The organism is Devosia sp. 1635, assembly GCF_013185955.1.
Classification (GTDB): Bacteria; Pseudomonadota; Alphaproteobacteria; order Rhizobiales; family Devosiaceae; genus Devosia.
Genome location: NZ_JABAOM010000001.1, coordinates 978,453 through 1,003,250 on the forward strand (window position 1 = coordinate 978,453; position 24,798 = coordinate 1,003,250).

At 61.6% G+C, this 24,798-nt stretch carries 32 protein-coding genes; 27 read left to right on the forward strand and 5 right to left on the reverse strand.

What is annotated here, in order from left to right; all coding sequences use genetic code 11:
• The first annotated feature begins 1 nt into the window (after position 1).
• The 9 genes from HRU92_RS05000 to HRU92_RS05040 all read left to right on the forward strand — a co-directional run bounded on the left by HRU92_RS05000 (position 2) and on the right by HRU92_RS05040 (position 7,280).
• Entirely contained in the window at positions 2-454 is a 453-nt protein-coding gene (locus tag HRU92_RS05000) for a hypothetical protein (RefSeq protein ID WP_173087653.1), read from the forward strand.
• Entirely contained in the window at positions 454-1,005 is a 552-nt protein-coding gene (locus HRU92_RS05005; protein ID WP_173087655.1) for a hypothetical protein, read from the forward strand. Before HRU92_RS05000 ends, HRU92_RS05005 begins: the two co-directional genes overlap by 1 nt.
• Positions 1,002-1,808: a hypothetical protein gene (locus tag HRU92_RS05010; RefSeq protein WP_173087657.1), complete on the forward strand. Its 807-nt coding sequence runs from the start codon at positions 1,002-1,004 to the stop codon at positions 1,806-1,808. The genes HRU92_RS05005 and HRU92_RS05010 overlap by 4 nt, the downstream gene beginning before the upstream one ends.
• Entirely contained in the window at positions 1,805-2,446 is a 642-nt protein-coding gene (locus HRU92_RS05015) for an MT-A70 family methyltransferase (RefSeq protein ID WP_173087659.1), read from the forward strand. The genes HRU92_RS05010 and HRU92_RS05015 overlap by 4 nt, the downstream gene beginning before the upstream one ends.
• On the forward strand, positions 2,443-2,760 hold the full coding sequence (locus HRU92_RS05020; RefSeq protein WP_173087661.1) for a hypothetical protein: 318 nt from the start codon (positions 2,443-2,445) through the stop codon (positions 2,758-2,760). Before HRU92_RS05015 ends, HRU92_RS05020 begins: the two co-directional genes overlap by 4 nt.
• On the forward strand, positions 2,757-4,040 hold the full coding sequence (locus tag HRU92_RS05025) for a DNA cytosine methyltransferase (RefSeq protein WP_173087663.1): 1,284 nt from the start codon (positions 2,757-2,759) through the stop codon (positions 4,038-4,040). Before HRU92_RS05020 ends, HRU92_RS05025 begins: the two co-directional genes overlap by 4 nt.
• A complete protein-coding gene (locus HRU92_RS05030; protein ID WP_173087665.1) occupies positions 4,037-6,412 on the forward strand; it encodes an AAA family ATPase in 2,376 nt (791 codons plus the stop codon). Before HRU92_RS05025 ends, HRU92_RS05030 begins: the two co-directional genes overlap by 4 nt.
• A 239-nt stretch (positions 6,413-6,651) precedes the next feature.
• Complete coding sequence (locus tag HRU92_RS05035) at positions 6,652-6,798, forward strand: hypothetical protein (protein WP_173087667.1); 147 nt, start codon at positions 6,652-6,654, stop codon at positions 6,796-6,798.
• A complete protein-coding gene (locus HRU92_RS05040) occupies positions 6,795-7,280 on the forward strand; it encodes a hypothetical protein (protein WP_173087669.1) in 486 nt (161 codons plus the stop codon). Before HRU92_RS05035 ends, HRU92_RS05040 begins: the two co-directional genes overlap by 4 nt.
• Before the next feature lie 171 nt (positions 7,281-7,451).
• On the opposite strand, the gene HRU92_RS05045 is transcribed toward HRU92_RS05040, so the two are convergent.
• Together HRU92_RS05045 and HRU92_RS05050 are read right to left on the reverse strand one after the other, a co-directional pair.
• Positions 7,452-7,589 (reverse strand): hypothetical protein, encoded by a 138-nt coding sequence (locus HRU92_RS05045; RefSeq protein WP_173087671.1) that lies wholly within the window; start codon positions 7,587-7,589, stop codon positions 7,452-7,454.
• A gap of 67 nt (positions 7,590-7,656) precedes the next feature.
• Positions 7,657-7,905, reverse strand: coding sequence for a hypothetical protein (locus tag HRU92_RS05050; RefSeq protein WP_172123200.1), 249 nt, complete (start codon positions 7,903-7,905; stop codon positions 7,657-7,659).
• Positions 7,906-8,208: 303 nt separating this feature from the next.
• Between HRU92_RS05050 and HRU92_RS05055 the strand changes: the two genes are divergently transcribed.
• The gene (locus HRU92_RS05055) at positions 8,209-8,421 is read left to right on the forward strand and encodes a cold-shock protein (protein ID WP_172123201.1); all 213 of its coding nucleotides are present in this window, start codon (positions 8,209-8,211) and stop codon (positions 8,419-8,421) included.
• Positions 8,422-8,625: 204 nt separating this feature from the next.
• On the opposite strand, the gene HRU92_RS05060 is transcribed toward HRU92_RS05055, so the two are convergent.
• The 3 genes from HRU92_RS05060 to HRU92_RS05070 all read right to left on the reverse strand — a co-directional run bounded on the left by HRU92_RS05060 (position 8,626) and on the right by HRU92_RS05070 (position 10,362).
• Positions 8,626-8,916 (reverse strand): hypothetical protein, encoded by a 291-nt coding sequence (locus HRU92_RS05060; protein ID WP_173087673.1) that lies wholly within the window; start codon positions 8,914-8,916, stop codon positions 8,626-8,628.
• A gap of 711 nt (positions 8,917-9,627) precedes the next feature.
• On the reverse strand, positions 9,628-10,059 hold the full coding sequence (locus HRU92_RS05065; RefSeq protein WP_173087675.1) for a hypothetical protein: 432 nt from the start codon (positions 10,057-10,059) through the stop codon (positions 9,628-9,630).
• A gap of 105 nt (positions 10,060-10,164) precedes the next feature.
• A complete protein-coding gene (locus HRU92_RS05070) occupies positions 10,165-10,362 on the reverse strand; it encodes a hypothetical protein (protein WP_173087677.1) in 198 nt (65 codons plus the stop codon).
• Between the two features lie 102 nt (positions 10,363-10,464).
• Between HRU92_RS05070 and HRU92_RS05075 the strand changes: the two genes are divergently transcribed.
• From HRU92_RS05075 to HRU92_RS05155, 17 genes are all read left to right on the forward strand, one after another.
• Entirely contained in the window at positions 10,465-11,037 is a 573-nt protein-coding gene (locus HRU92_RS05075; RefSeq protein WP_173087679.1) for a hypothetical protein, read from the forward strand.
• 424 nt (positions 11,038-11,461) lie between these two features.
• Positions 11,462-12,055 (forward strand): hypothetical protein, encoded by a 594-nt coding sequence (locus tag HRU92_RS05080; protein WP_173087681.1) that lies wholly within the window; start codon positions 11,462-11,464, stop codon positions 12,053-12,055.
• Positions 11,985-13,961, forward strand: a complete 1,977-nt coding sequence (locus HRU92_RS05085) for a phage terminase large subunit family protein (protein WP_173087683.1) — start codon at positions 11,985-11,987, stop codon at positions 13,959-13,961. Before HRU92_RS05080 ends, HRU92_RS05085 begins: the two co-directional genes overlap by 71 nt.
• A gap of 9 nt (positions 13,962-13,970) precedes the next feature.
• Positions 13,971-15,620, forward strand: a complete 1,650-nt coding sequence (locus HRU92_RS05090; protein WP_173087685.1) for a phage portal protein — start codon at positions 13,971-13,973, stop codon at positions 15,618-15,620.
• A complete protein-coding gene (locus tag HRU92_RS05095; RefSeq protein ID WP_173087687.1) occupies positions 15,617-15,880 on the forward strand; it encodes a hypothetical protein in 264 nt (87 codons plus the stop codon). Before HRU92_RS05090 ends, HRU92_RS05095 begins: the two co-directional genes overlap by 4 nt.
• A gap of 10 nt (positions 15,881-15,890) precedes the next feature.
• Positions 15,891-16,907, forward strand: a complete 1,017-nt coding sequence (locus HRU92_RS05100; RefSeq protein WP_173087689.1) for a head maturation protease, ClpP-related — start codon at positions 15,891-15,893, stop codon at positions 16,905-16,907.
• 10 nt (positions 16,908-16,917) lie between these two features.
• Positions 16,918-17,298, forward strand: a complete 381-nt coding sequence (locus HRU92_RS05105; protein WP_173087691.1) for a head decoration protein — start codon at positions 16,918-16,920, stop codon at positions 17,296-17,298.
• A 6-nt stretch (positions 17,299-17,304) separates the two neighbouring features.
• On the forward strand, positions 17,305-18,345 hold the full coding sequence (locus tag HRU92_RS05110; protein ID WP_173087693.1) for a major capsid protein: 1,041 nt from the start codon (positions 17,305-17,307) through the stop codon (positions 18,343-18,345).
• A gap of 10 nt (positions 18,346-18,355) precedes the next feature.
• Positions 18,356-18,655: a hypothetical protein gene (locus HRU92_RS05115; protein ID WP_173087695.1), complete on the forward strand. Its 300-nt coding sequence runs from the start codon at positions 18,356-18,358 to the stop codon at positions 18,653-18,655.
• Entirely contained in the window at positions 18,655-19,038 is a 384-nt protein-coding gene (locus HRU92_RS05120; RefSeq protein WP_173087697.1) for a hypothetical protein, read from the forward strand. The genes HRU92_RS05115 and HRU92_RS05120 overlap by 1 nt, the downstream gene beginning before the upstream one ends.
• Positions 19,035-19,841: a hypothetical protein gene (locus HRU92_RS05125; RefSeq protein ID WP_173087699.1), complete on the forward strand. Its 807-nt coding sequence runs from the start codon at positions 19,035-19,037 to the stop codon at positions 19,839-19,841. Before HRU92_RS05120 ends, HRU92_RS05125 begins: the two co-directional genes overlap by 4 nt.
• Before the next feature lie 5 nt (positions 19,842-19,846).
• Positions 19,847-20,380: a baseplate assembly protein gene (locus tag HRU92_RS05130; protein WP_173087701.1), complete on the forward strand. Its 534-nt coding sequence runs from the start codon at positions 19,847-19,849 to the stop codon at positions 20,378-20,380.
• A 9-nt stretch (positions 20,381-20,389) separates the two neighbouring features.
• Positions 20,390-20,554, forward strand: coding sequence for a hypothetical protein (locus HRU92_RS05135; RefSeq protein WP_173087702.1), 165 nt, complete (start codon positions 20,390-20,392; stop codon positions 20,552-20,554).
• Positions 20,554-20,952 carry a GPW/gp25 family protein gene (locus HRU92_RS05140; RefSeq protein WP_173087704.1) on the forward strand — a complete coding sequence of 133 codons (399 nt, stop codon included), beginning with the start codon at positions 20,554-20,556 and terminating at the stop codon, positions 20,950-20,952. Before HRU92_RS05135 ends, HRU92_RS05140 begins: the two co-directional genes overlap by 1 nt.
• 8 nt (positions 20,953-20,960) lie before the next feature.
• The gene (locus tag HRU92_RS05145) at positions 20,961-21,869 is read left to right on the forward strand and encodes a baseplate J/gp47 family protein (protein WP_173087706.1); all 909 of its coding nucleotides are present in this window, start codon (positions 20,961-20,963) and stop codon (positions 21,867-21,869) included.
• On the forward strand, positions 21,869-22,507 hold the full coding sequence (locus HRU92_RS05150; protein WP_173087708.1) for a phage tail protein I: 639 nt from the start codon (positions 21,869-21,871) through the stop codon (positions 22,505-22,507). The genes HRU92_RS05145 and HRU92_RS05150 overlap by 1 nt, the downstream gene beginning before the upstream one ends.
• Positions 22,507-24,792, forward strand: coding sequence for a hypothetical protein (locus tag HRU92_RS05155; RefSeq protein WP_173087710.1), 2,286 nt, complete (start codon positions 22,507-22,509; stop codon positions 24,790-24,792). The genes HRU92_RS05150 and HRU92_RS05155 overlap by 1 nt, the downstream gene beginning before the upstream one ends.
• Positions 24,793-24,798: the final 6 nt, after the last annotated feature.

Sequence of the window (24,798 nt, forward strand, 5' to 3'; positions counted from 1 at the left end):
CATGACCACTGAGCAGCTCAAGAACGGCTACGAAGACGAGGACTTCCGCCAGGTTATCGCCGAGATCGAGGAGGCCGACGAAGAGGCCGAGTCCATCATGGCCACGGCCCGCGGCAAAGTTTCGGCCATTCGCACGCGCCAGAAGAACCGAGTCAAGATCGCCAAGCAGGAGCTTCGCATTCCAAGCGATGTGCTCAGGGCGGTGCTGAAGCAGCGCAAGCTCGAGCAGAAGCTCAAAGACCTCGCCTCGACGGTGCCCGATGACCTGATCGAGGTTTTCGAGGATGCATCCGGCCAGTTCTCAATGTTCGCTCCGTCGGGAGACGACGCCCCGGCTGAGACATCCGCCCAGGCAGCGGCCCGGCAGCGCCGGGAAGAGGTTCAGGCCGTTACCGATCGGGAGCAGGAAGAGGGCGCTGCCGCGCTCGAAGACATCGTTGGTGCGGTGCACTGATGCTGTCGATCCTCGCCCTCGATGTGTCCGCGACCGCAACCGGCTGGGCCATGGGCCTGCCGGGCGACAAGCCGATCAGCGGCGTAGAGCGATTCTCCCGCGAGGGTGGGACGGCCGACGAGGCATATGTCCGCGCCGTGGTCTGGCTGAACCGCATCCTCTACGTGCATGGTCCGGCCATCGTGGCGATGGAAGCGCCGATCCTCTCCAGCGGCGGCGGCTTCACCAACCCGCATACCGCCGATCTGCTGCAGGGCATCATTCATGTGCTGCGGTTTGCCGTGAAGGCCAAGATGCCGGGTGCGGCGCAGTTGATCGCAGCATCGACCGCCCGGAAGACCTTCACCGGCAAGGGCAGCTACTCGAAAGGCGAGGCCAAGGACGCAGTGCAGGCAGAAGTCTTGCGCCGCGGCTGGCTGGATCTTGAAACCATGCAGAACGACCGGGCCGATGCGCTCTGCCTGTGGGGCCACATGGCTGCGCAGCAGCTGCCGGAGCTGGAATATCGGCGCTCGCTCAAAACTCAGCCGCCCGCGGCGCAGGAGGCATGATGACGTTGGACGTTATCGAGCGGGCGCAATCCCGCATTGCCGAGAACAACAGCGAGATCGAGCGGCGCATCGCCGACAACGCGCGCTGGCAAGAATTCCTCGCCCAGGCTCAAGAGCTTGTCGGCGAGATTGAACCGCAGCCGAAGCAGCCCCCTGAGCCGGAAACGGTACTCGAACAACCCAGCGTTGAGGCACACAACTCCGCGGGTGAGGAAGATCAAGGCAATGCCGTCGCCCCTGTGCCAGCCACTCAAGACGGCAGCGCTAACACAGGAGGACCGAATGTAGCAGGCGTCAGCGCTCAAACAGCGGCGGAGGAGGGCGCGAACAACGCTTCTGCCGCGACACTCTCCCTGCGCGAGCAGGTACGCTTGTGCCACCTGGAGCACCCAGACTGGCCGGTGAAGGTGGTCGCCGCGCATCTGGGCTGCCCTTCAGCCACTGTCAGCGGCTATGCCTCAAAGCTGGGGCTCAGCATGCCTTCTGGTGCGAGCTACGAGGCCGCGCAGGCCGCAAAGACCACCGAAGCCCTGAAGGCTGCCACGACGGCTGCTCCCGCGCTTCGGTCATCGGCGGATGCAACTCTCGAAAGCCGGGTGCGTGCCTTGCACGTTCAGCGTCCGAACTTCACAGCCCGCCTGATGGCCAAAGAGCTTGGCGCCAATCTCAACAGCGTCTCCACACTGCTCGTACAAATTCGGAAGTCAGCGCCACCGCCTGCGGAAGAACCTGAGTTTTCCGGACGTAAGGAAATGGTCGAGCACTACGGCGAAGTTGCCAAGCGATTGGGGAAACCCAAATGAACTGGCCCTTTGCTCAACTGCCGATGTTCGGCTTCGACGTGGGCATGATCGACTGCCCATGGCCGTTCGAGACTTACTCGGATGCGGGGCAGGAGAAGGGCCCCGAAGCTCACTACCAGACCATGAGCATGGACGACATCGCGGCGCTGCCGGTTGGTGACCTGTTCGGCAACGGCGGCCTGCTCATGCACTGGTGCACCTGGCCGCTGATCGACCAGCAGGCCGAGATCATGCGCGGCTGGGGCTTCAACGTCGTCACCGGCGGCTCCTGGGCCAAGCGCACGGCCAGCGGCAAGCTCCGCTGGGGCACTGGATATGTGCTGCGCTCGGTGTGCGAGCCTTTCCTGATCGGCTCGCTGAACCGCAAGACGGCTCGCGGGTCGAGCGTCACCAACATGATCGAAACCTTGGAGGACGCCGTGATCGACGGTCTGGCCCGGGAACACTCACGCAAGCCCGACGAAGCATATTCCCTTGTGGAGGCGCTGACGCCCGGCACACGCCGTGTGGACCTGTTCTCCCGTCAGTCGCGGCCAGGCTGGACCAGCTGGGGCAACGAGGCGACCAAGTTCGATGAAGCGGACCTCGCTGATGTGCATGCTGTGGATGTGACCCATCTCGTGGGAGCGGCATCATGAGCGATCGTGGCAAGCGCCTGATCGAAGCCCGAGATGCAATCCTCTCGGCTGCGCGGGAAGTGCAAATGGACTGGCCCGCATCCAAGCTCGACGATCCGATGCTGACCGAGAACCAGCGGATCCTCTATCGCACCCGGCTGTATGACATCGAGAGCCTGAAGCTGGGCGCCAAGACGATCGATGCGATGATCGACAAGGCTGATGCTTTCCGCACGCTGTTCCTGCTGGCGAGCCGTAAGCCGGGCGTGTTCGACGCTCTCATTGTCATCGGCGAAAATGAACTCGCGGCCGCAGAGCAGAAGGCCGCAGCATGAGGTACGGCTCCGTGTGTAGCGGCATCGAGGCCGCCACTATGGCTTGGCACCCTCTTGGGTGGGTGCCCGCCTTTTTCTCCGAAATCGAGAATTTCCCCAGCGCCGTGCTCGCGCACCACTACGGCAGCAACTTGCCTGGCGAGGCGGATGCCAAGAATGGCGTGCCGAACCACGGCGATATGACCAAGTTCCAGGAGTGGCCGGACCATGCAATTGACCTTCTTGTTGGAGGAACGCCCTGCCAGTCCTTCTCAGTCGCGGGACTCCGAGCCGGATTGGCTGACCCCCGCGGCAACCTCATGCTCACATATCTTGCCATTGCTGCACGATATCGCCCCCGGTGGCTGGTCTGGGAGAATGTCCCCGGCGTTCTGTCCTCCAATGACGGACGGGATTTTGGAACCTTCCTCGGGGCGCTGGGGGAACTCGGGTATGGGTTCGCCTACCGAGTGCTTGACGCTCAATACTGCCGAGCACATGGCTACGAGCGAGCCGTCCCGCAGAGACGCCGGCGTGTGTTCGTTGTCGGATATCTTGGAGACTGGCGACGTGCCGCCGCGGTACTATTTAACGGCGAAAGCCTGCGCGGGAATCCTGCGCCGGGCCGAGGGAAGGGGCAGGCAGTTGCCGCCCTTACTTCAAACGGCGTTGGAACATGTGGCGCGGACGACAACCAAGCACAAGCCGGTCACTTCGTCGCCGATGTCTCCCGAGCCCTCACTGCCTGTAAAACTGCTACCGGCCGCCTAGACCCTAATGAGCAAGAGTTCGTTGCGGAGGTCGCCGCCACCCTCGACGCGAGTTATGGGCGGCTGCAGGGCGCCTCCGGTCAGGACGCTTATCACGGCCATAGCCAGTTAGTCGCATTCGACACCACCCAGATCACCAGTAAGACCAACATTAGCCACCCGAAATCTGGGAATCCTTGTCACCCTTTGGCAGCTGGCGCCCACCCTCCGGCGGTCGCGTGGTCCATCATGCCTCAGAACAGTGGCAAGGATTACAAGGCGCGCCCCGTTGATGTCGCACAACCGATCATGGCAAACGGCCCTGTCGGCGGCAACCAGGGCGGCGACTATATCCAGGAGGCTTGGGAGGTTCGCCGCCTCACGCCGCGCGAGTGCGAGCGCCTCCAAGGCTTCCCTGACGATTTCACCAAGGTCCCGTACCGCGGGAAACCTGCGGCTGACGGCCCACGGTACAAGGCGCTTGGTAACTCCATGGCCGTCAACGTTATGCGGGTGCTGGGCGACCGAATCGCGATGGTGGATGCGCTATGATGGACCGCTTCCCCGAAGCTCTGCTGGACGACATCAAGGCTGCTGTCCCGATCACCAACGTGATTGGCGACCATGTCGTTTGGGACAACGGCAAATCGAACCCGGGCAGGGGCGACATGTGGGCCTGCTGCCCTTTCCATGCGGAGAATAGCCCTAGCTTCCACGCGGAGAACCAGAAGGGCGCCTACCACTGCTTTGGTTGCGGCGCCTCGGGCGACCACTTCCAGTTCCTCATTGCCGTGACCGGTGCCACGTTCCCCGAGGCGGTAGCGGTTGTGGCTGCTATGGCGGGAATTGCGCTGCCGAAAGGTTCGGGCGGCGACATGCCGGCCCGACCTCCGGAGCAGCCCCGAGTGGCGCGAACTCCGCCGCAGCCCTCGGCAGCTGAGATCAAGCCCGAGATCGTCAAGACTTACGATTACACCGATCGGGATGGGGCGCTACTCTACCAGGTGTGCCGGCTGCAGCGAAAGCTGCCGGACGGCACCTGGGCCAAGAACAAGGACGGGAAGGGGACGTGGAAGACGTTCCTGCAGCGTCGGCCGGATGGAGCTGGAAAGTCGATATGGAGCCTCGCCGCGGGCGAGTTCATGCGCCGGCCCGGTGGCGACTGGCGCATCTATGACGTGAAGAAGTTCTCCGAAGGCATGGAGACACGGTTCTTTGAGTCCGGAGCCGATAACACCATCTACCGGCACCCAGCGGTCGAGATCGCTATTGCTGCCGGTGAGCCGGTCTTGATTGTCGAGGGCGAGAAAGACGCTGACACGGCCGTCGACCTTGGCTTCTGCGGGACTACCAACAGCAGCGGCTCCAAGCACTGGACCGATGCGCACGCGGCCTGCTTCCGCGATGCTGATGTCGTGATCTGCCTCGATAATGACGAAGCAGGCGCCCGAGCCGACACGCTGGCCAAGAGCCTCAAAGGGATCGCGCGGCGCGTCCGCGTGCTAGATTTTGCACAGGTTATCCCCGGCTTTACCCACAAGGGTGACTTCACGGACTGGGTTGAGAAGTTCGGCGGACGTGCCGAGCAGCTCGTGCAGATCCTCGATCAGCTTCCCGACTTTCGCCCGAAACCCCCGGTTTCCACATTCGGGGCGCAAACCAGCGGAACGATCGCCAAAAAGCCTGTCGTCTATGACTGGCTCATCAAGCACCTGATCGAGCAGAATGGGATCCTGATCATCGCCGGGGAGAGCATGGCCGGCAAATCCTTCCTGGTCATGGACATGGGCATGAAGATCGCCCGCGGCCTCGACTATGCCGGCCACAAGACCCGCCAGGGCGCGGTGATCCACATGGCGGTGGAAGACGGCAAAGGCACCGAGCTTCGCCACAAGGGCTATCGCAAGGCTAACGGCATCAGCCCCGACACCGACGTGCCTTATGTGATCATGGACCCGTTTGCCAACGGCGGCATGGGCTTCTCGCTCATGGACGACGCTCAGGTCGACAAGTTCATCGCCGAGTGCCTGGAGTGGAAAGAGTACTACGGCAGCCTCGAGTTCATCATCATCGACACGCTGGCCATGGCCACCGAGGGCATGGACGAGAACAGCTCGGGCGAGGCCAGCAAGGTGCTGGGTCGGGTAAACCGGATTCGTGAGCGCACCGGCGCGACAGTTGCCGTGGTTCACCACATGAACGCCGGCGGCACTAAGGTGCGCGGCTCGACGGCCATCGTCGCCAATGTGCCAAATGTCATTGAGCTGCGGCAGTTGATGACCATTCCTCAGAACCGGCGCGAAGATCCCAAGCCTGTTCTCGACGGCAGCGGGCGGCCGATCCGCCGTGCTCGGTTAGCCAAGAACAAGAACGGGGTGGCGAACAAGGGCTGGTCCTTTGTTCTCGAGGAGGTCAGCCTTGATGAGCGAGACGAAGACGGCGAGCCGTTCCAGACGATGGTGTGCGCCCGGCCATCCCGGCACAGCCAGAACGATGCGCCGGAAGATGTCACCCGCCTGCAGGGCGGCAACAAGCTCGTATTTGACGCGCTAACGGCAGCACAGGCCGATCATGGGCAGGACTTGCCCCAAGGGGTTGAAGCGGGCTCGGTTAGTAAGTGCGTAGCGCAGAGCGCCTTCGTGGCGCAGGTGCGCAAGCGCATATCGTTCAAGGCGCCCGAAGAGGAGCAGGAAGCCCGCCAAAAGGAACTGGCCGACTTCCTGAGCCGTACCACCATGGCGCTGATCAACGCCGGCTACATGGGCCGAGACAATGACAAGCGGATCGTGTGGTGGACAGGCAAGAGCGATCGACCAGCACCGCGGCAACAGCGGGAGCCGCCACCACCAATAGAACCGCCCGCCAGCGGCATACCGCCGGACGTTAAGCGCGAACTTCAAGACATGGATGAGGCCCCATTCTGATGCTGACCAACTTTCGACGCCCCAGGACAGAGCGCATGCGCGGCGGCAGCGCGTATGTGGAGCAGCGAACCAACTCATGGGCAGCCATGGTGGGCTTCTTGCTCGGTCGCGGGTACTCGGCGCCGGCCATCGCCGAGGCTCTTGCCGATGGAACCTCAGATGCCACTGTGCGGAAGATGGCTCAACGGTGGGGACTACCGGCGTGGGGGAGGAAAGCCGACGGGTTTATCGTGATCCCCATGAAGCTGCGGGACCGGGCAACGATCGCCTCCCGAGCGGCTCAGGAGGGCCTTGGGCAGGAGGAATACTGCCGCCAGTTCCTCGTTGCGGGTGCGCGTGAGCGCGGCACATTCCGCAGCGTCGTCAAGGAGGGCCTGGATCTATGATTGATGCGGATGTTGAGCTCTGGACCTACAAGAGCGTTAAAGAGGCCCTGGTTGATGCCTACCTAGTGTGCGAGCGCACAGCTGGCCATTGGGGCCCGAAGTCGCCCAAGGCGGCATTCCTGCCGATCTATGACGACCTGGATATCTGGGAGCAGCGCAGGGCAGGGACGAACGAGCAGGGCCGCGGCGCGCGCCCGCAGGTTACCTCAGCGCAGATAACTCGGAGCGATGCAGCGTTGTTCGGCAGCAAAGACGCACCCGCATGGCTGCAGATGCTCGGCCATAGCCCCGAGCGCATGGCGCTGGAGCTATGGGTATGGCGCGAGGTGGGGAAAACTTATGGCAAGCCCCGGAAGAGCGTCGAGGTGCTTTGCCTGCTCTTGGGTGAAGGTTGGAGCAAGGCGACCTTTGATCGGCGCGTTAGCCGAGGTGCATATTTGATTGCTGAACGGCTCAATCGGGCGGGCATAGCCGCCTGGTGATCGGCCGGAACAGACGGACTCTCCAGTTCCCCACGGACTCGCCTGACCTTCTGGACGCGTGAGGCAAAATCACCCGATAAAGGGGTCAACAACGGTAGATTGAAAAACCTGCCTCAGAGGATTGCGGCCCGGAACCCGCCGCGCCTCCACCCCTGTTGCAGATTCGGTATCTTAATCCACTCTGATCCCGTTGGGGCCGACGCTGATGTCTACAGTGTTCTGGTCCCGCTGATAGGCCTGGTAGGCAAAGAAGCCACCGACAATCAGGACAGCTGCGATCAAGGCGATCAAAAGGTTACGTGTTGTCATATCTGGGCATTCCTGATGGGCAAGTGTGAGGTCAACGAGCAAAGCTCGTTGGGCGTACGGCGTTGATCTATTCAACCATCCATTGAGGCGGGACGTAGTCGCCACTCTGACACTCACGGATCACTTCGCGAATCTCAGCAAGGCGTGTTCGGTCAAGTGTCGAGATCGACAGGAGCGCTTCATCCGAAGCGTCAGCCACTTTGCCGATGGTCGCCAACCCGCTGCCCTGCAGTAGTGATGCCGATACGACAGACATCTCCGTCGCATCCACAGGAATGTCTCGCCAATCGCCAGCAAATAGGATGTCGTCAAGCATCGGCAGAATCCTTCTGCCATGGCCTATACCATAGTCGCGGTTTCATTATCGCAGCTGAATTGATCGGAGATCACACGATCCCCGTAAGCCTTCAACCATTGGTACCAAGCACCCTGGCGCTCAGGGCAATAGTCGATCTCAATGCCATGGTGCTCGCTTTAGCGGGACGTCGTCATGGTGGCCTTTTGCGCTTCGCGGTTTGACAACAATTCAGTACTGCGCGAAGGTCAGGCACCTACCGGCATGTGCCCTTAGGAACTAGCCCGGCCATATTCCACGCCGGCGCAACTGGCAGATAAGCAAATGGCTACTACCGGCACCGTTAAGTTCTTCAATACTACCAAAGGTTTCGGCTTTATCTCGCCTGACGGCGGCGGGAAGGACTCCTTTGTACACATCTCCGCCGTTCAGCAGTCGGGACTCCAGGGCCTCTACGAAGGTGACAAGGTGAGTTACGATGTGGAATCTGGGCGGGATGGCAAAGAGTCTGCCGTCAACCTGAAGCTTCTCTCGTAGCGTACGGTCCAAGCACAGACGCTCCTCTAAAGCCCCGGCCAGTGCTGGGGCTTCGTTGTTTCTAGCTGAAGCGCATTGAGGCGATTCTCGAACTTGCAAGCTGGCATACGGACAGAGTTGTCAGCAGAAATATGCTGAGGCGAATTCACGATTGCGCGGTACGCTCACCGCCTCCATCCAAGGAAGCTTGGTAGGTGCCAGAGACTAGCGGGGTGTCCGGAAGAACATCCGGTAATACTCAGTCACCACCTCCTCTATTGCATCCAACTCGGTGTTCGGGAGTAGGTCGTTCGGGTCGGGTTCGCCCGTAGCCTCAAACATCTGGAAAATCGAAACCGTTTCCGAGTCCTGCGTAATTCCACCAGTGGAAATGTCGTAGGCGGGGAAGCGGGAGCCGAGAAGGTTAGACAAGGCACTTGCAGGCTCCCCCTTCATTATTGCTGCTCTCGACCAGGCGGGCGGCACTGCGACGCTAATCTTCGGATTCTCAGCCATTCGGTCCTCCATCACGGCCGACCTTACCACCCTCGAACCCCACTGAGGCAAGCAATCCAGCGGCGCCCTACAACTGCTGCGCGCGGGTATGGCGCCGCTGGCAGCGCGAGCGCCTGATATTCATCTCCGGCCTGAGAACTAGTTTTCGTGCATTTTGAGGGGCTGAAAGGCCGCCTTTAACGGTTCCGCTTAGCGATCCGGAAGGCTCGGCTAAGTGTGAGCAGGTCTCCATCCGCTCTTGCGGCATGGAATGTCCAGGTGCCTTCTACCTTCAACCATTCTTCCTCTGTCGCGGGTCGCCCTATAAAACGCTCAAAAGCTTCGCGGGCAGTCTGAAGTCGCAGTATGCGGGCGTGCAGAATAGCGTCCGCAATCTCGGGGTCGATAGAACCGGTCATTATTCCTCCGGAGGGCCGGCGTAGCTTCGATTCGTTACCAGAGTGACAAACGCACATGGTTAGCGAAAAGACCCAGCCGTGCGAGAAGTTGAACACACCGACGGTAGCCGCTCCTGTGCTGCTGTGGGAGAGGCTGTTCACCAACGATCTGGTAATGACCTCGATCATCCCTCCAGGGCGGCGGTCCTGGGCACCCTGCGCACCGGGTGGTCAGCCGTAGCGAGGGCAGGACAGCGGATGAGGCTTATGCGCTTGCGGGCTACAAGCCCGCAGCGGGCCTGGTCTGATTACCAGGACTTATCTACAGCTCACTTCACTCTCTTACGTCGGCGTCGCTGTCGTTCTGATTGGGGTTTGGTGGGGTCTCACCGACCTTTGGAACCGGCGTTGCATCGGCATCACTGCCCGGCTCGACGTCCTTCAGCTCGGGCAGATCACTGTGCTCTTTATCGTCGCCATCAGGCTTCGGTGAGATCACTGTAGATGTGTCCTTGTCCTTATCGGTCCTGGCCGGATCAATGGCGGCTAACGGATTGAGCAGCGTTCCTATCAGCTGGCGAAGCGACCGGTTTTCAGCCGAGTGTCGCTCCTGCACCAAGAACGCACCGAGGTCATAGGTAGTCACACGGCCGCCCGATGGTTCGTTAGCGTAGTGCATTACCGACAGCACATCGTCTTCGCAGTCCAGCAGCCAGCGGTCGCCATTCTCACTTGCGTAGAAAAGAAGTTCATGGCGCGTCTGCATGTCGTTCTCCTTGCGCGCATGGTGCGCACAGAAGGACAACGCAAGCGGTCGCAGATCGAAGCATGACTTATTTAGGAGCCGCGCGGCCAGCCAGCGAAAGGATCATCAATGGACCTCGCCGCCTGCACCGGCCAGATTGTTCCTGAGCCGTATTCGGTCGATACGCTGAGCGTCGGCCTTCAACGCCTTGCGAGCACCGGCCGCAGCCCGACGGATTATGGCAAGCCGCCGCGCGTCTTCATCAAGTGCCCACATCGGATCGATGCGGTGTTCCCGCTCATAATCTCGCTTCTGGGCTGTCATGGACACTCTCCTGAATACCGAGACGGTGCTCTTCGGTCGTTAACGAGGTCTTAAGGCGGTGATCACGTTTCTGGCGTCCGTTCCATATGGGATAGTACCACAATGACCGCGATCACCATCACCTTTCAAGGCTCTGGTCTGCCCAAGTTCGAAGACGCGGTCGCAGCCTTGGGGAGCACGAAAGCCACTCGCGCCTACCGTATGGCGCTGAACACCACGGGCAAGAAGGTCTACACCGAGGTCAAGCGCACCGTCGCCAAGCAGATGGGCGCAACCCAGGCAAGGGTCGTCAAGTACGGGCACCTGAGGCGCATGCCGGCATTGGGCAGCAACCTCCAGACCTCTATCGAATCCAGCGGCGGTTACATTCCTCTGAAGGACTTCAGCGGACGGCAGACCCGTAAAGGCGTATCAGCTAGCCCATGGGGTAAGCGGCGCTTATTCGGCAGCACGTTCATCGTTGCGAAGCTCGGCGGGCAGGTGTTCAGGAACACCGGCAAGTTCAGCGAGAAGTCAGGCCGCAACAACGCCATCGAGAGCCTATGGGGGCCTGCTGTCCCCAAGGAGCTGGTGAAAGACCAGAGTAAAGCAGCATTCGAGCGGATAGCCACGCAGACGCTACCAAGCGAGGCAGCGCGCCTGATCAAGCTGCTCACTAGCGGCGCAATGACGTGAGCGTTGCCGTATCTGATTGCCTGTACCGGCCTGCTGTTGGTTGCGTGGCAGCCCGGTTTGCAAATGGGCTGTAGCCCTGGATCTGCCGTCTACGGGTCTGCTGTGCCTCGGTTGTAGGAGTGCCGCCCAGGGCGAAGTACGCGATGAACGAACCTGCGCTAACGCCAAGAGCGATAAGGATCTGCCAGTCCATGGTTGCGTCTCCATCGGATCTAGGAGCGATCATAGTGCAGCGAAGCCTATGAGCAACGGTAAGGTCTTGTTAACTTTAACCCGTGCAATGCCACCTATGTGGCGTGAGGAGCAGACGGGCAGGCATCCCCTGCGGCCCCCCCGGGTTCAAGGATCGTACCACCAGTCTTTAGGCCATGCGGTGGCGCCGCCGCAAAATCCGTCTTGGTGCAGGTGATCAAAAGGTGTCCGCGTGGGGCAGGGCGTTTCCAAAAGTGAGTTCGCCCGGCGGGAGGGCTGTGACGAGAGCCTGGTGCGCCGTAAGGTGAAAAGCGGCCATCTGCTGGCGTTTGCCGACGGGACTATTGACCCCGCACTGGTGGGCAGCGGGTGGCGAAGGGGATCTGGCAAGCAGTCGGACAGTTCGGACAAGCTAATTGTCCGGGGTCCGACCAACAGAGCTGCGGCCAAGGTCGCGGATGATCAGCCTATCAGCATCGATGGGCGAACGTTTCATTCGAAGGCGCAGGCCGAGCGGATGAAGGAAAACTATCTAGCCAAGCTGCGCCAGATCGACTTCGACCGAGCTGCCGGCGCGGTGGTGGATATCGATGATGTCGTGAACATCGTCGTGGCGGAATACCAACTGGTGCGGAACAAGCTGCTGGCCCTGGGCGCGCGCATTGCTCCTAGGGCCGCCGTCATGAAATCGGCTGAGGAAGTGAAGGCGCTGATAGATCGTGAGGTCAATAGCGCACTCGAGGAACTAGCGTTCGATGGAGATGCAGACGGCGATCTGGACGAAGCCGACGAGGCCGTTAAGCGTCGGCTCAAGCAACCTTCTTAGTCGCGTTCGCAAGGCCAGAGCCGAGGCGCTTAAGCCGCCGCCAATCCTCACGCTGAGCCAGTGGGCGGAAGAGTACGCGTACTTGTCTCCAGAGACGAGCGCGGAGGCCGGCAAGTTTCACGCCTTTGCCTACCAGAACGGCATCATGGATGCGGTGACGGATCCGACGGTAAAGGACCTCACGGTCATGAAGTCGGCCCGGGTGGGCTATACGAAGATCCTCGACAACATGGTGGGGTTCTTCATCCACCAGGACCCTTCGCCGGTGCTTGTGGTGCAGCCTCGGGTGGAGGACGCGGAGGATTACAGCCGGACGGAAATCGCGCCCATGCTGCGCGATACGCCAGTGCTGGCGGGCATCGCAGGCGACCTGAAGGCGAAGGATAGCGAGCAGCGCATTCAGAAGCGAATGTTCCGCAACGGATCGTCGGTGTCGTTTGTCGGGGCAAACAGTCCTGGCGGCTTCCGCCGCATAACGGCGCGGATCGTGGCATTTGACGAAGTGGACGGTTATCCAGAGCAGGGCGCCGGCAACGAGGGCGACCAGATCGCGCTGGGCCGAAAACGCTCCGAGAGCTTCTGGAACCGGAAAACCATCTTGGGCTCCACTCCCACGGTCAAAGGCGTGAGCCGTATCGAGAAGTCGTGGGAAAGCAGCGACCAGCGTCGGTACCGGGTGCCGTGCCCGCACTGTGGTCACGAGCAGGTGCTGCGTTGGGAGAACCTGCGCTGGGAGAAGACAGAAGCCGGAGACCATCTGCCCGAGACTGCCCACTTCCGATGTGAGGCCAAGGGCTGCCGCATCGAAGAACACGACAAGCCGGGAATGATCGATGCAGGCAACTGGGTAGCGGAGAAGCCGTTCCATGGACATGCCGGCTTTCATATCTGGGCGGCTTACAGCCTGTTTCCGAACGCGGCCTGGCGGTATCTGGTTGAAGAATATCTACGGGTCTACAAGGACCCGTCGCAGTTAAAAACGTTCGTCAACCTTGTGCTCGGCGAACCACATAGCGAGACGGTGGAAGTCGCCGACCCCACGGCTCTGCGCAACCGGTGCGAGCCTTACAGCCACGAGACCCTGCCCAGCGAAGCCAAGCTCGTCACCTTCGGGGCCGACACGCAAGATGATCGCATCGAGGTGACGTTCGTCGCCTGGGGCCCCAACGGTGAGAGTTGGGTCGCTCGGCATGAAGTAGTGGCAGGCGACACATCGAAGCCGGAGGTCTGGAGGCAGTTCGACCAGTTGATTGTCGAGCCCTGCGAGACTGACGAAGGCAAGGTGCTGGTGCCGCAAGCGGGGTGCATCGACAGCGCCGGTCACCGTTCGGAGATGGTCTACAAGTTCTGCCGCGATAGAAAGCGTCGGCGGATATATGCAACCGTCGGACGCGGCAACACCGATCCGAAGAACCCGCGGATGATCTGGCCGAAGACGCCTAGTCGCACCAAGAACAGCGGCGACAAGCCCTATACTGTGGGCGTGGACACTGCGAAGGACGACATCTCGTCCCGGCTCGCAATCGTGCCGGATCCCAACGGACCGACAGCTCGCGCTATCCACTTCCCTATGGTGGGGCTGAGCGCTGACTATTTCGATCAGCTGACTTCAGAACATGCTGTTGTCAGCTACGTGAAAAACCGCCCACGCCGCATGTGGGTACCCAAGAGCATCGGTGCTCGTAATGAAGCTTGGGACTGCCTGGTCCTGGCCCTAGCGGCGAGATTGTCCTTGCCGAACCGTCTGGACCCCACACCAGTGAGGCCCCGACCCGAAGCCCAGGCGAGGGCAGAGCCCGCCTCTGAGGTGCTGGAAAGCTCAGGCGACGAAACCACGTCGGACCAAGCCACTGCGGTACCTGCTCGCAAAGCTCGTCAGCGCACCCGTTGGAGCGCATATCGATAGGAAACTCTGATGGTCGAGACCAAGCCGCGGGTCCGCGTGAAAGCGGGGGCCGTTGCGTTCCCCGCCGCGCCGATCCGCAAGGCAACGGCTCGATATCTCCGGGGTGATAGTTCCGGCATCTTGGCCATGCGCCGGGCTGTCACTCGCGATGCGCGCCACGACGTGTGGGAAGCGGCCGAACGGGCCTCGGCTCTGGCTATCGACTTCCTGCACAACAGCGGATGGTTGGCGGGAGCTGCCGACCAGGTCATCGCTGACACAATCGGGACAGAGCTCAAGCTCAATGCCCGGCCGAATTTCCGTGGCCTTGGCTATTCCGAAAAGCAACGCAGCGACTGGTGCACGTTGGTCGAAACGGAATGGCGCCGCTGGGCTTGGAACCGGCACGAGTGCGATCTAGCTGGCAAGATGACGGTGCCAGAGATGCTCGATGCGGTGATGCGCAGCAATCTCGCTTATGGCGAGGCCTTTGGAGTTCTCGACTTCTTCACCCGCGGGCAGCGCCGGCAATATGGCCTTGAGACCGGCACGAAGGTGTCCCTTGTCGCTCCGCACCGACTACCGCGGGTTACGCGCGAGTTCGAGGGGCTGGATCAGGGCATCTACCACGACACACGGGGCAGGGCACTGCAGTACCTGTTCCGCCGTCGTGAGACGGGCATTGAGGTGGATGCGCCGATCAGAGCTCAGGACGTCATTCACGTCATGGATCGGGGCGAGAACCCGGGCAGCCCGCGAGGCATCTCGGTGCTCGCGCCGATCCTCAAGGTCATTGCCCAGTCTGACCAACTAGCCGATGCCACCCTGGCAACGGCTTTGATGCAAACCATTTTCGCTGCCACCATCAAGAGCCCGGAGGCTAGCGACGAAGCTTTCCAGGCCATCCAGACCTTGGCGGATACGGAGGCACCGGCGGGCTGGAACGAAGCTGCAATGCCTTGGGCTGAGCATGTCGGCGGCATTGCGCAGGATCTGATCGACGTCTGGGGCATGCGGATTGGTGCCCTCAAGGAGAAGGGCATCTCGATGTCCGACCCCGCGCGCATCAACCATCTTGGCCCTGGGGAAGAATTCCAGATGCACACGGCGTCAACGCCGGGCAGTCAGTACATCCCGTTCTCGCAGAACTTGCAGCGGGAGATGGCCCGGCGGCTGGGACTGACCTTCGAGTCCTTTTCGATGGACTTCACCAACGCCACCTACTCGAGCGTACGGATGGGCATTGCGTCCATCTGGCCGATCGTTACACGGCGGCGCGAACGTGTCGCTGCGCCATTTGCTCAGGCCATCTATGAGGCATGGCTCGAGGAGGCAATTGCCGAAGGACGCATCCCGCTGCGCGGCGGACTAGCTGTCTTCACGGCCAACAAGCAGCGGATCGTGTGGGCTGAGTGGCAAGGCCCCGCACAGCCCAGTGCAGATGATTACAAGAGCGCCATGGCGGCCAAGGTCCGGTTGGAACTGGGCATCTCGTCTCTCGCAGACGAAGCTGCATTGCTGGGCCGAGACTGGGAAGAGAACGCAACCCAGATCGGCCGCGAGATCAAGCTGCTCACCGGGGAAGGCATCCCGCACCCGTTCGGTCGTTCGCAGGGAGGCGCCGGTCAAAACGGCATGGCCGCAGAAGGCAACCGTGAACCGGCACGAGGTGACGTATGAGCGTGGAAGGCGACGACCCGCTTGCGGTGGACTGGTGCGCCCGGGCGGCCAAGCTTCGCAAGGTCGAGGAGGCAATCCTCGCCGGCGAGATGGTAACCGAGGCTCGCTTCGGAGCCGACATGATGCGCTACGCCAACGCCAAGCTGTCGGATGTTCAGTCAGCGCTCAACGCTGCGATGAAGCAGTGTCAGATCAGTCGCGGTGAGAAGCCAAAGCGCACCCGCTACGCCGTCCGCGGCCGCATGACACGACCCTACTGAGGTTCAAAACATGGCTGCAATTCTTGAAGACGGAAAGCTTCGGCTTTCCGGCTATGTCGGCGACTATTTCTTTGAGGACGGGTTCACCTCGTCTGACGTCGTGCTGGCGCTGGCCCAGGTAGAAGACGACAGCGAGCTGGATGTTCACGTCAACTCCGGTGGCGGCATTGCATCTGAAGGCGCCGCGATCCACGCCCTTCTGTCGGCTCGAGCCGGCACCACCAACATCGTGGTTGAGGGCATCGCCGCTTCTGCCGCCTCCCTGATCGCGATGGCAGGCGACACCGTCACGATGTCCGCTGGCGCCGTGATGATGATTCACGATCCATCGGGAATGACCTGGGGCACATCGGACGACCACGCCAAGACCATCGAGGGGCTTGAAGCGCTGGCAACGGCCTATGCCCGCGTCTACTCGGGGAAGTCCGGCAAGACCACCGATGAGTGCCGAGCGATCATGAAAGCCGAGCGCTGGTATTCGCCCGAACAGGCGATCGCCGAAGGCTTTGCTGACGACACCACCGAGACCAAGGCCGACGCCGTGGCCGCCTTCGACTACCGCACCTATGCCCATGCTCCGAAGCGCCTTACCGCGCTTGCGAGCAAGAAGAATTGGTCACTTCCGACCAGCAAGGCGGCACCCGCCGCGTCACCAAGTCCAACACCGGAGAACACCATGTCGGACAAGAACGACGGCGGGGACAAGCCCGTCGATACGACCCAGATCACTGCCGACACCAAGGCCCGCATCAAGGCAATCATGACCTCGCCCGAAGCCAAGGGCCGCGAAGATCAGGCCGAACACCTGGCCTATGAGACGGAGATGGCCGCGGAAGCGGCGGTTGCAATTCTCGCAAAGGCTCCCAAGCCGACTGCATCGGACAAGCCGGCGCCTGCCAACGATGATGCCGCAACTCTGGAGGCTCGCCGCCTCAACGGTGAGGGCCTGAACGGCAGTGGCGGCAAGCCATCCACCATGCGCGTCGATCTCGCCGCGGACATGAAGCGCCGCAACGGCATCAAGTAAGGAGGGGCAAATGGCTCTGGAAACCTACAGCTACAAGGTCGACTCCGACGTCGTAAAGGACGAGGGCAAGAACCGGTTCTCACGCGATGATGACACGCTCGCTGCGGGGTCGGGCGTCGTTGTTTGCGGCACCGTACTCGGGCTCGTTGCTGCAACCGGCAAGTTTGCGCCACTTGCGCCGGGTGCTTCGGACGGCACGCAGAATGCCGCAGCCATTATCCTGCAGAACGCCCACGCAACGGACGAGGACGTGACCGTTGTCAACCTCAAGCGGCGGGCCCAGGTCGTGCTGCAGGCCCTGGTCTGGCCGGCCGGCATCAACGCCACCCAGCAAGCTGCAGCTCTAGCTGCTCTCGAAACCCGCGGCATTGTTGCCCGCACTGGAGTTTAACCAGCAATGCCCACTCCGCTCGACTACCTGCAGGCGCCTGAGTTCGCGCCCAACCGCCTAACGGAAAGCATCAATATCCCGCCCTATGACACCGGTCGCCCGGCTCAGATGGGGCTTTTTGCCGACACGCCTATTGCAACCACTTACGTGCGCCTCGGCCTGACCGACGACGAGATTACCATCATCCCGGCTCGGGAGCGCGGCGGTGAGAACAACCTCAATATGCGTGGCGATCGCCAGGGCCTGATGATCAGCATCCCGCATTTTCCGCTGGATGATGCGATCACGCCGTCAGATCTGCAGAACCTGCTGGTCTGGGGTGAGGACTACGTGTTCCAGACCCTTGCTGGTGTCTACAATGAAAAGCTCGGGTCGATGCGGTCCAAGCACACTGCCACCTGGAACCACCTCGACTGGGGCGCCCTGAACGGTCTGATCCTCGATGCCGAAGGCAAGCTCCTGCTTGACCTCTACGACGAGTTCGAACTGATCCAACACACGGTCAACTTCGCGCTAGATACGCCCACAACCGGGATTGCCGCGAAGAACCGGGAAGCCAAGGCGCTGCTGCGAAAGGAGCTTCGTGGTGCTGCAACTCGCGGTGCTGTGGTGCTCGCCGGCGCTGAATTCTTCGACAAGTACGTTGGCCACCAGAACGTGCTCGACAACCTGAAGGCTTATCGCGACGCCGGGACCAATCCGGGCCGCGAAGAGGTCGAGGAGAGCTTCACCTTTGCGGGCATGCGCCTCGAGCGCATCGACGAAGAATTCCAGTATCGCCAGCCCGATGGCACCTTCCTGACCAAGGAAGCTGTTGCCGACGATGAAGCGATCCTGGTGCCGCTCGGCACTCCGTACTTCAAGCGGTACAGCGCGCCGCCCGACACGATCGCCAACGCCAACCAGGCGCCGAACCCCGGCGACAAGATCTTCGTTTCAACCGACGATCTGCCGCACGGAAAAGGCCAGGAAATTCACACGGAGTCCAACGTGCTGCCGATCTGCACCAAGCCCGGCGTGATCATCAAGCTCACTGTTGGGCAGTAAGGAGGCCAGCATGTTCCGTCGTTTCAGAAAACGCTTCGAATACCTCAACGATGCCGGCCAGAAGGTCACCATTCCGCGCAACTGGGCTGGTGAGGTGAGCGACAAGGTGGCGGCCGATGCTGATGCCGCGGGTGCGACCCTCGTGGACAAGGCCAGGGTTGCGGTGCCGGATGGGCCCAAGCCCATTGAGGACATGAGCAAGGACGAGCTCGTTGCGGAGGCCGTAAAGCGCGGCGTCCAGATCAAGGCCTCGGATAATAAGGCTGAAATCCTAGCGGCGCTGAAAGCCGCCCAGCAACCGGTTACCTGATGCCCCTCGCCGCCCGCTTTCACGATGCTCGCGACCAGGTTCTTGCGGGCGTCGACAAGGCGTTTGCCGAACCCGTCCGCCTGTCGTTCCTCAAGAACGGCGTTGTTGATCCGGCGCGTGGGCCCGTCGACATCGAGGCGGTGCTTAGGGTCGGCGGTGGCAATGAAACGAACATGGCCGGTGGTTGGGCAGCCAGCTGGCGCACCCAACTGGCGGCAGGCAAAGCCGAGCTGCACATCAATGCAGCGGCTTATGCCGGGCCAGCAATCAGGACCGGCGACCGCGTGAAGGCTCTGTCTCGTAAAGCTGAGCCTTGGTTCAACGTCGAGCGCGTGGATGATCGGGGCGAAGCCCGACTAGTTTTGGAGTTATCCGAGACATGAGCCTAACCCGGATCGCGCTGCGTATCGCTGCCGTTGAGGCACTGAAGGGCCGGACGCTGGTTGGCGACAATGTGCTCGACAGCCCCAACGGCGCACTCGATATCCAAGCGGATGGGACCCTGCGGACGGATGAAGAAAAGCCGTTTATCAGCGTCTACACCGACCAGGGTAAAGCCGAGGGCGTCACCGGTCGCAGCCTGATCGAGAACGGCGTCTGTGACATCGTCTTCGAGATGGGCGTGTCGCTTGGCATGACGGAAGTCAACCAAGATACCGGCGAAGCTACGCTTGTGGGCATCCAGGTGCCGGCTTCGGACAGCACGAAAGAGTTCTTCCTGGATGTTGTGCAGCGACAGCTCACCGACGCCCTTACGGACCCCGACAACCCATGGGCCGAGATCTATCGCGGCCTGCACTATGACGTAGTGAAGATCGAATACGCGGGTGCCCGCAACGCTGATGATGGACAGCGCCTTGCTGGTCATCAGATGCGGATCTCTGTTCGGCTTGCCGATGATCCCGTGACGGGTGAGGAGCTGGACCCCCAAGCTGCCTTCGCCCAGTTCCTCGCTGCCTTGGAGGCGACGTCAGATAGCACCTATCGGAAGCAGGCCGCAACGATCCGCGCCCTGCTGGCGGGGTCCAATGAACCTTGGCAGTCGCTACAGCGCCGGCATGGCATGACGGCAGCGGAATTGCTCGCCCTTGGTCGTGGTCCTGTTGCTGGTGACGAAGAACGCGCCTCTCCGATGATGGAGGGCGCAACGATCGACTTACAGCGCCGACCACAACCTGCGGAGTAAACCTGATGTTCGCCGAGCTGGTAGGGTTGAAGGCGGATCTGGAGATGCTGAAGTCCGCCTTCGGCAATGCGCTGAAGGTTGGGTCGGTCGAAGTCGTCGACGCTCAGAAGGGATACCGCCTGCGGCTCGGTGGCACCGACGAGGAACCGTATCTCTCGCCGTTTTACCCGCATCCTGAAACCGGCAAGACCAGCATCCCCCTAAAGAAGGGCCAGATCGTTGGGGTCATGAACCCCTCCGGCGACCCCAGGCAGGGTCTGGTGTTCCGCGCGGGGTACTCTGATGGCAATCCGTCGCCGAACACCGACATGGAAGCCAACGTATTTGAAGACGCCGACATCCGCATTGAGGTCAAAGCCGGCGTCCTACACATCACCGCCGGCTCGCACGTCGTGGTCAATGCCCCCAAGGTTTCGCTCGGGGGCGAGGGCGGCCCAGCAGTCGCCCGCGTTGGCGACATGGTCAATGTCGGGTCCGGCTCTTCCGCGGGCCTCTGGCCGATTGTTGAAGGTTCATCGATCGTCTCGGCGGTCGACTAGGAGAACATTATGGACAAGAAGACTTACGACGTAGCGCCGGGCGTCGCCTGGGTGAACGGCGCTCCGACGCCGAAAGATCGCAAGGTCGAGCTGACCGCTGCTCAAGCGCAGTATGATCTGGGCCTCGGGCGGATTTCGCTCGCCGGCCCGGCCAAGGCTCCGGCGAAAGACTGATGGCTGATATCGACCGACACACAGGCGAGGTCATCGATAACTATGCCTCGGCCCTGCAGTCGGTTGAGGTGATCTTCACCACCCGCATCGGCGAGATGATACTGATGCGCCACTTCGGGGCAGGGCTTGTCGAACTTCTCGGCCGGCTGATGGTGCCGGCACTATTTGCTGCCTTTCGCACACTCCTCGCCGCCGGGATTGATATTTGGGAGCCGCGCTTTCGGGTCAGGCGCGTCGATCTCAACGGCAGCGTTGATGAAGTTCGGCTCGGCCGGGCTGGTTTCCGCATCGAGGTTGATTGGCGGCCTCGCGCTCATTTGGGCGACAACACCGTCGAGGGTGTGCGCACCTTCGGCTTGGCCTTTGCCGGTGGACGTGCCGTGACGGCCAACACTTAGAGGCTGCAATGACCACCAGCATTGATCTGTCGCGTCTGCCCCCACCGGCAGCGATCGAAGTCCTGTCGGCTGATGCCTTGCAGAATGCGTTCATCGATCGGTTTCTGCTGGCCTGGGATGAAGAGCGGTCGGCTAATCCCGCCTTGCCGGTGTTTGATGCCACCCGGATTGCCGCCAGCCCAGCCAATGTGCTCAAGCGTGTGTTTAGCTATCTGCGGCTGCTCGACCGCCAACGCGTCAACGAGGCAATCAGCGCCGTTCTCGCGCCGCTGGCCCATGGAGCCGATCTCGAAAACATCGCAGCGGGGCAGGGCATCCAGCGCCTCGTCGTGGTGCCGGCAAGTACAAGCGCTCCAGCCGTTTTGGAGAGCGACACTGCACTGCTGCGCCGCTACCTGTTGAGTTTCGGCCGACCCGCTGCTGGCACGCGCGACCGCTACCTCTTGGAAGCGTGGACCGCCTGGCCCGCTATGCTCGATGCCCGTGTAAATGGTTATGCCATCCACGGTCGCCGCGGTGACAGTGACGTCGTAATTATCGGCCCAGGTGGACGCTTGCCGACGGGCGAGGAGAGGGCGGCTGTGCGCAAGGCTGTCACCGCACCGGACGTGCAGCCGGAGGCCGTAGCAGTCAATGTCCTGGCCGCGCATCGTCTGATCTATCCCGTGAAGCTCGTGATCGAAGTGCCCAAGGGGCCGGATGCCGAACTGGTCCGAGCGGAAGCCGAAGCCCGGGTGCGCAGAGTCGCCGACGAGCGCATGGTGATTGGCGGCGAAGTGCCGGCGGACCTTCTGTCAGGCGCGGCTTACGGGCCATCGGTGATCAAGGTACGGGATCTCGCCCCAGTGGTGATTGAACCTGACCCCTACACCGTCCCAATTTTGGGTGAGGTCGACATCGCGGTTGAGGTTCGCTGATGGGTGCGGCGCTTCTCCACAGCAATGCCGGAGCGTTCGAACGCGCAGCCGCCGAGGCAATGACCGACGAACTTCCGGTGCCGATCCGGGAGATTATGGATCCTGCACGGACGCCCTCGCGCTTCCTACCGTTCTTGGCAGCGCATCGCTCGGTTGATCTCTGGTTTGAGGATTGGTCGCAAGACCGCAAGCGCGCCATCATTGCCGACTGGCCTAAGCTCGCAAGCCTTGTTGGGGCACGGGCAGCGCCGCCCCGTTTGCTCGCCTATGTCGACGCTGAGCTAGTCGATGCTCTGTCGCACCCACATCGACCTCTTACCGGCCGATATCCCATTGGACGTGTGCTGCTGGGGCATCCGGCATTTCGCGCGATCTATCTTGTGAAGACCGCAACCGCTGCGCCCAAGCATGGCTATTGCGTCGGCCGGCACCCGGTTGGACGTCGACCCGCTCGAGCGGCGGACTTCAAGCCGGTGAAGCGAGCACTGGAAGCACTCCGGCAGGCCAAGGCTCCCGAGACGGAGATCCTGGTGGACTTCGCCAATTACCGTCCGCTGACCGCGGGCGACGCCATTCCGGCCGGCAGCGCCACGCGAGCCGGCCAATACCTATCTCGAAATAGATTGGGCCGGACCTGATGAAGCGCCAGATCATCCGCGATGACGTTTACAACAGTGGGGAGGACCACTCTGCCCATGGGCTCAACACGATCGAGGCTGTGGGCAATCTAGCGGCCGACGTTGCAGGCTACCCGCACCACTACGCGGCTGTAACCGTCTCCGCACCAGCAGCGACTGTGGTTCGCATCAATCCTGGCCGGCTCTATGCCGCTGGCAAGGTGTACGACCTAGACCAGCCCGTAGACGTGGATCTGCAGCCGCGATTGACTCAAGTGTCGGGTGACACGGTCTGGGTTGCCCTGCTGTTGCGCGGCAAGGTCGACGTGATCCGGCAGCAGCGCCAGGTCCTGATCGATGCGGACACCGAAGAGACCGATGTTCAGCAGGTCGAAGTTGCCGAGCACTTCACCATGGAGGGGATCGTGCAGGCAGGTATTCCCGGCCCGACGCCGCTCAAGCCTACCGTTGCCGAGACTGAATGCATTGTTGCGTGGGTCCTGCTGTCGAACGCCAGCGTCGCCGCCATCGAGATGCACCCGGCTCATCGGGTACGTTCGCTCTATGAAGTCGAAGGCCGGCTGACCATCCTTGAGTTCCGGTTCGCTGAACTGGTCCAGACGGTAGCAACACTGCGTACCGATCTCTCGGCCGTAGCGGCTGCTCAGCGCGATGCCGTCAGGCGGGACGTTTTTGCCCAGGCTCTGCTCGATATCAGCGCCTTGCGCCGGGAGACGCGCATCCTCGAGAACGAACCTCGCGCCTACCTCTATGATCCGGGCCTCGTGAACGACAAATGGGACACCGACCACCCGATGTGGGTGGCGCGTGTGGCCGAAGGTATCCGCTTCGAGTTCGTCCAACTGCGGGACGACCGCCTGGAACTCTACGACGCGGCTAACTCCGACATCGTGGTCGTGGATGGCATGCTGCTCCCTCGCTACGAGGAAGTGGTAAAACTCTCGGTTGAGGGCGGCACGCAATCCAAGAATATGAGCCAGCTGGTCCACACCGAGGTGCGGGCCGTGCAGCGTGAGGTTTCGCGCTCCTCTACCTCTTACGGCCCGATCGTCACTGTTTGCGAAAACACCAAGGATTGGGAGCGGGTCGGGACGGCCGCAAAGGCTGGCAAGAAGCTGGCGGTGAAGGGCGAGACGTTCAAGGTTGTAGGTCTCTCAACCAACACTCGCTCAGCCAACTGGAATGCCGATCCGCGTTCGGACGGCCACAAGAACTACGACGTCCAAAAAGTTTCGACCACAAGTTGGACCGAGACTTATTGGGACTATGTGAGCGAGGAGTTTGGGCTCAACGGGTCCGTTTATGGGCAAACTTGGCTGAACAGCCAGATGCAGATCTTGACCGCTATTCGTCTTCGCTTCACCCGCGTCGGCAGCTCAGGCGATGCGCATCTTGTAGTGTGCGAATGCTCCGATGATGGCGAGCCCGAACTCGACAAGGTTATCTATCGGTCTACCGTGCTGCACGCCAACCTGGCAGCGGGAAAGGTGCGCTTCCCACTGCGGCCCAGCCTTCTGGAGCCCGGCCGGCGCTATGCCTGGTTCATGGTCACCACCGGCAATCACCAGATCGCCTATGTGGAGAACAACAAATTCGCCGAAGGTTCGATGTTCCAAATGTCGGACGGCGCCTGGGCGCAGGGCTCGATCACGGAGGATTTCGAGTTCGATCTGATGGGCGCCAAGTTCTTGAGCACCCGCACGAAGATCGAGTTCCAGCCCCTGAATCTGCCTGGCGGTATGACCTATGTTCGGCTCATCACTCCCGGGTGGGCGCCCGAGGGCACCCAAGCCCTCTGGCAGTTTAAGCTTCCAGGCGATGATCAGCCTTGGCGCAACATCACGCCAGAGAACGCGGACACGCTTTACGCGCAACCCGAGGGCATTCGGCTCAGGATGGTGATGGTCGGGACTACCGACCTTTCGCCGGCGTTGCTGCTGGGCGCCACAGCGCGCAGCGAGGTCGGCCGTACTCAAGGTCTGCTCAGGGCGCGCACCGAGCTGATCCAGTTCGGCGTCAGCACCAACCGCATCGTGGTGGACCTGATGATCGACCAGTGGGTCGATGCGCAGCACACCGCAACCGTGCGGCTGCTTATTGGCGCGACCGAATACACGGCGACGGCCGTGAGCATCTGGCAGGACCCCGACAAACCCAAGCGCCGGCGTCTCAGCGCGGTGTTCACCGGACTACCTTCCACGACCTCGGCCATTGTCCTTCTCGAGGGCACCAAGACCGGTGTTGATGAGTGGTTCGGCGAAAGCCTTTTCGTGATGGCAACGTGAGAGCAG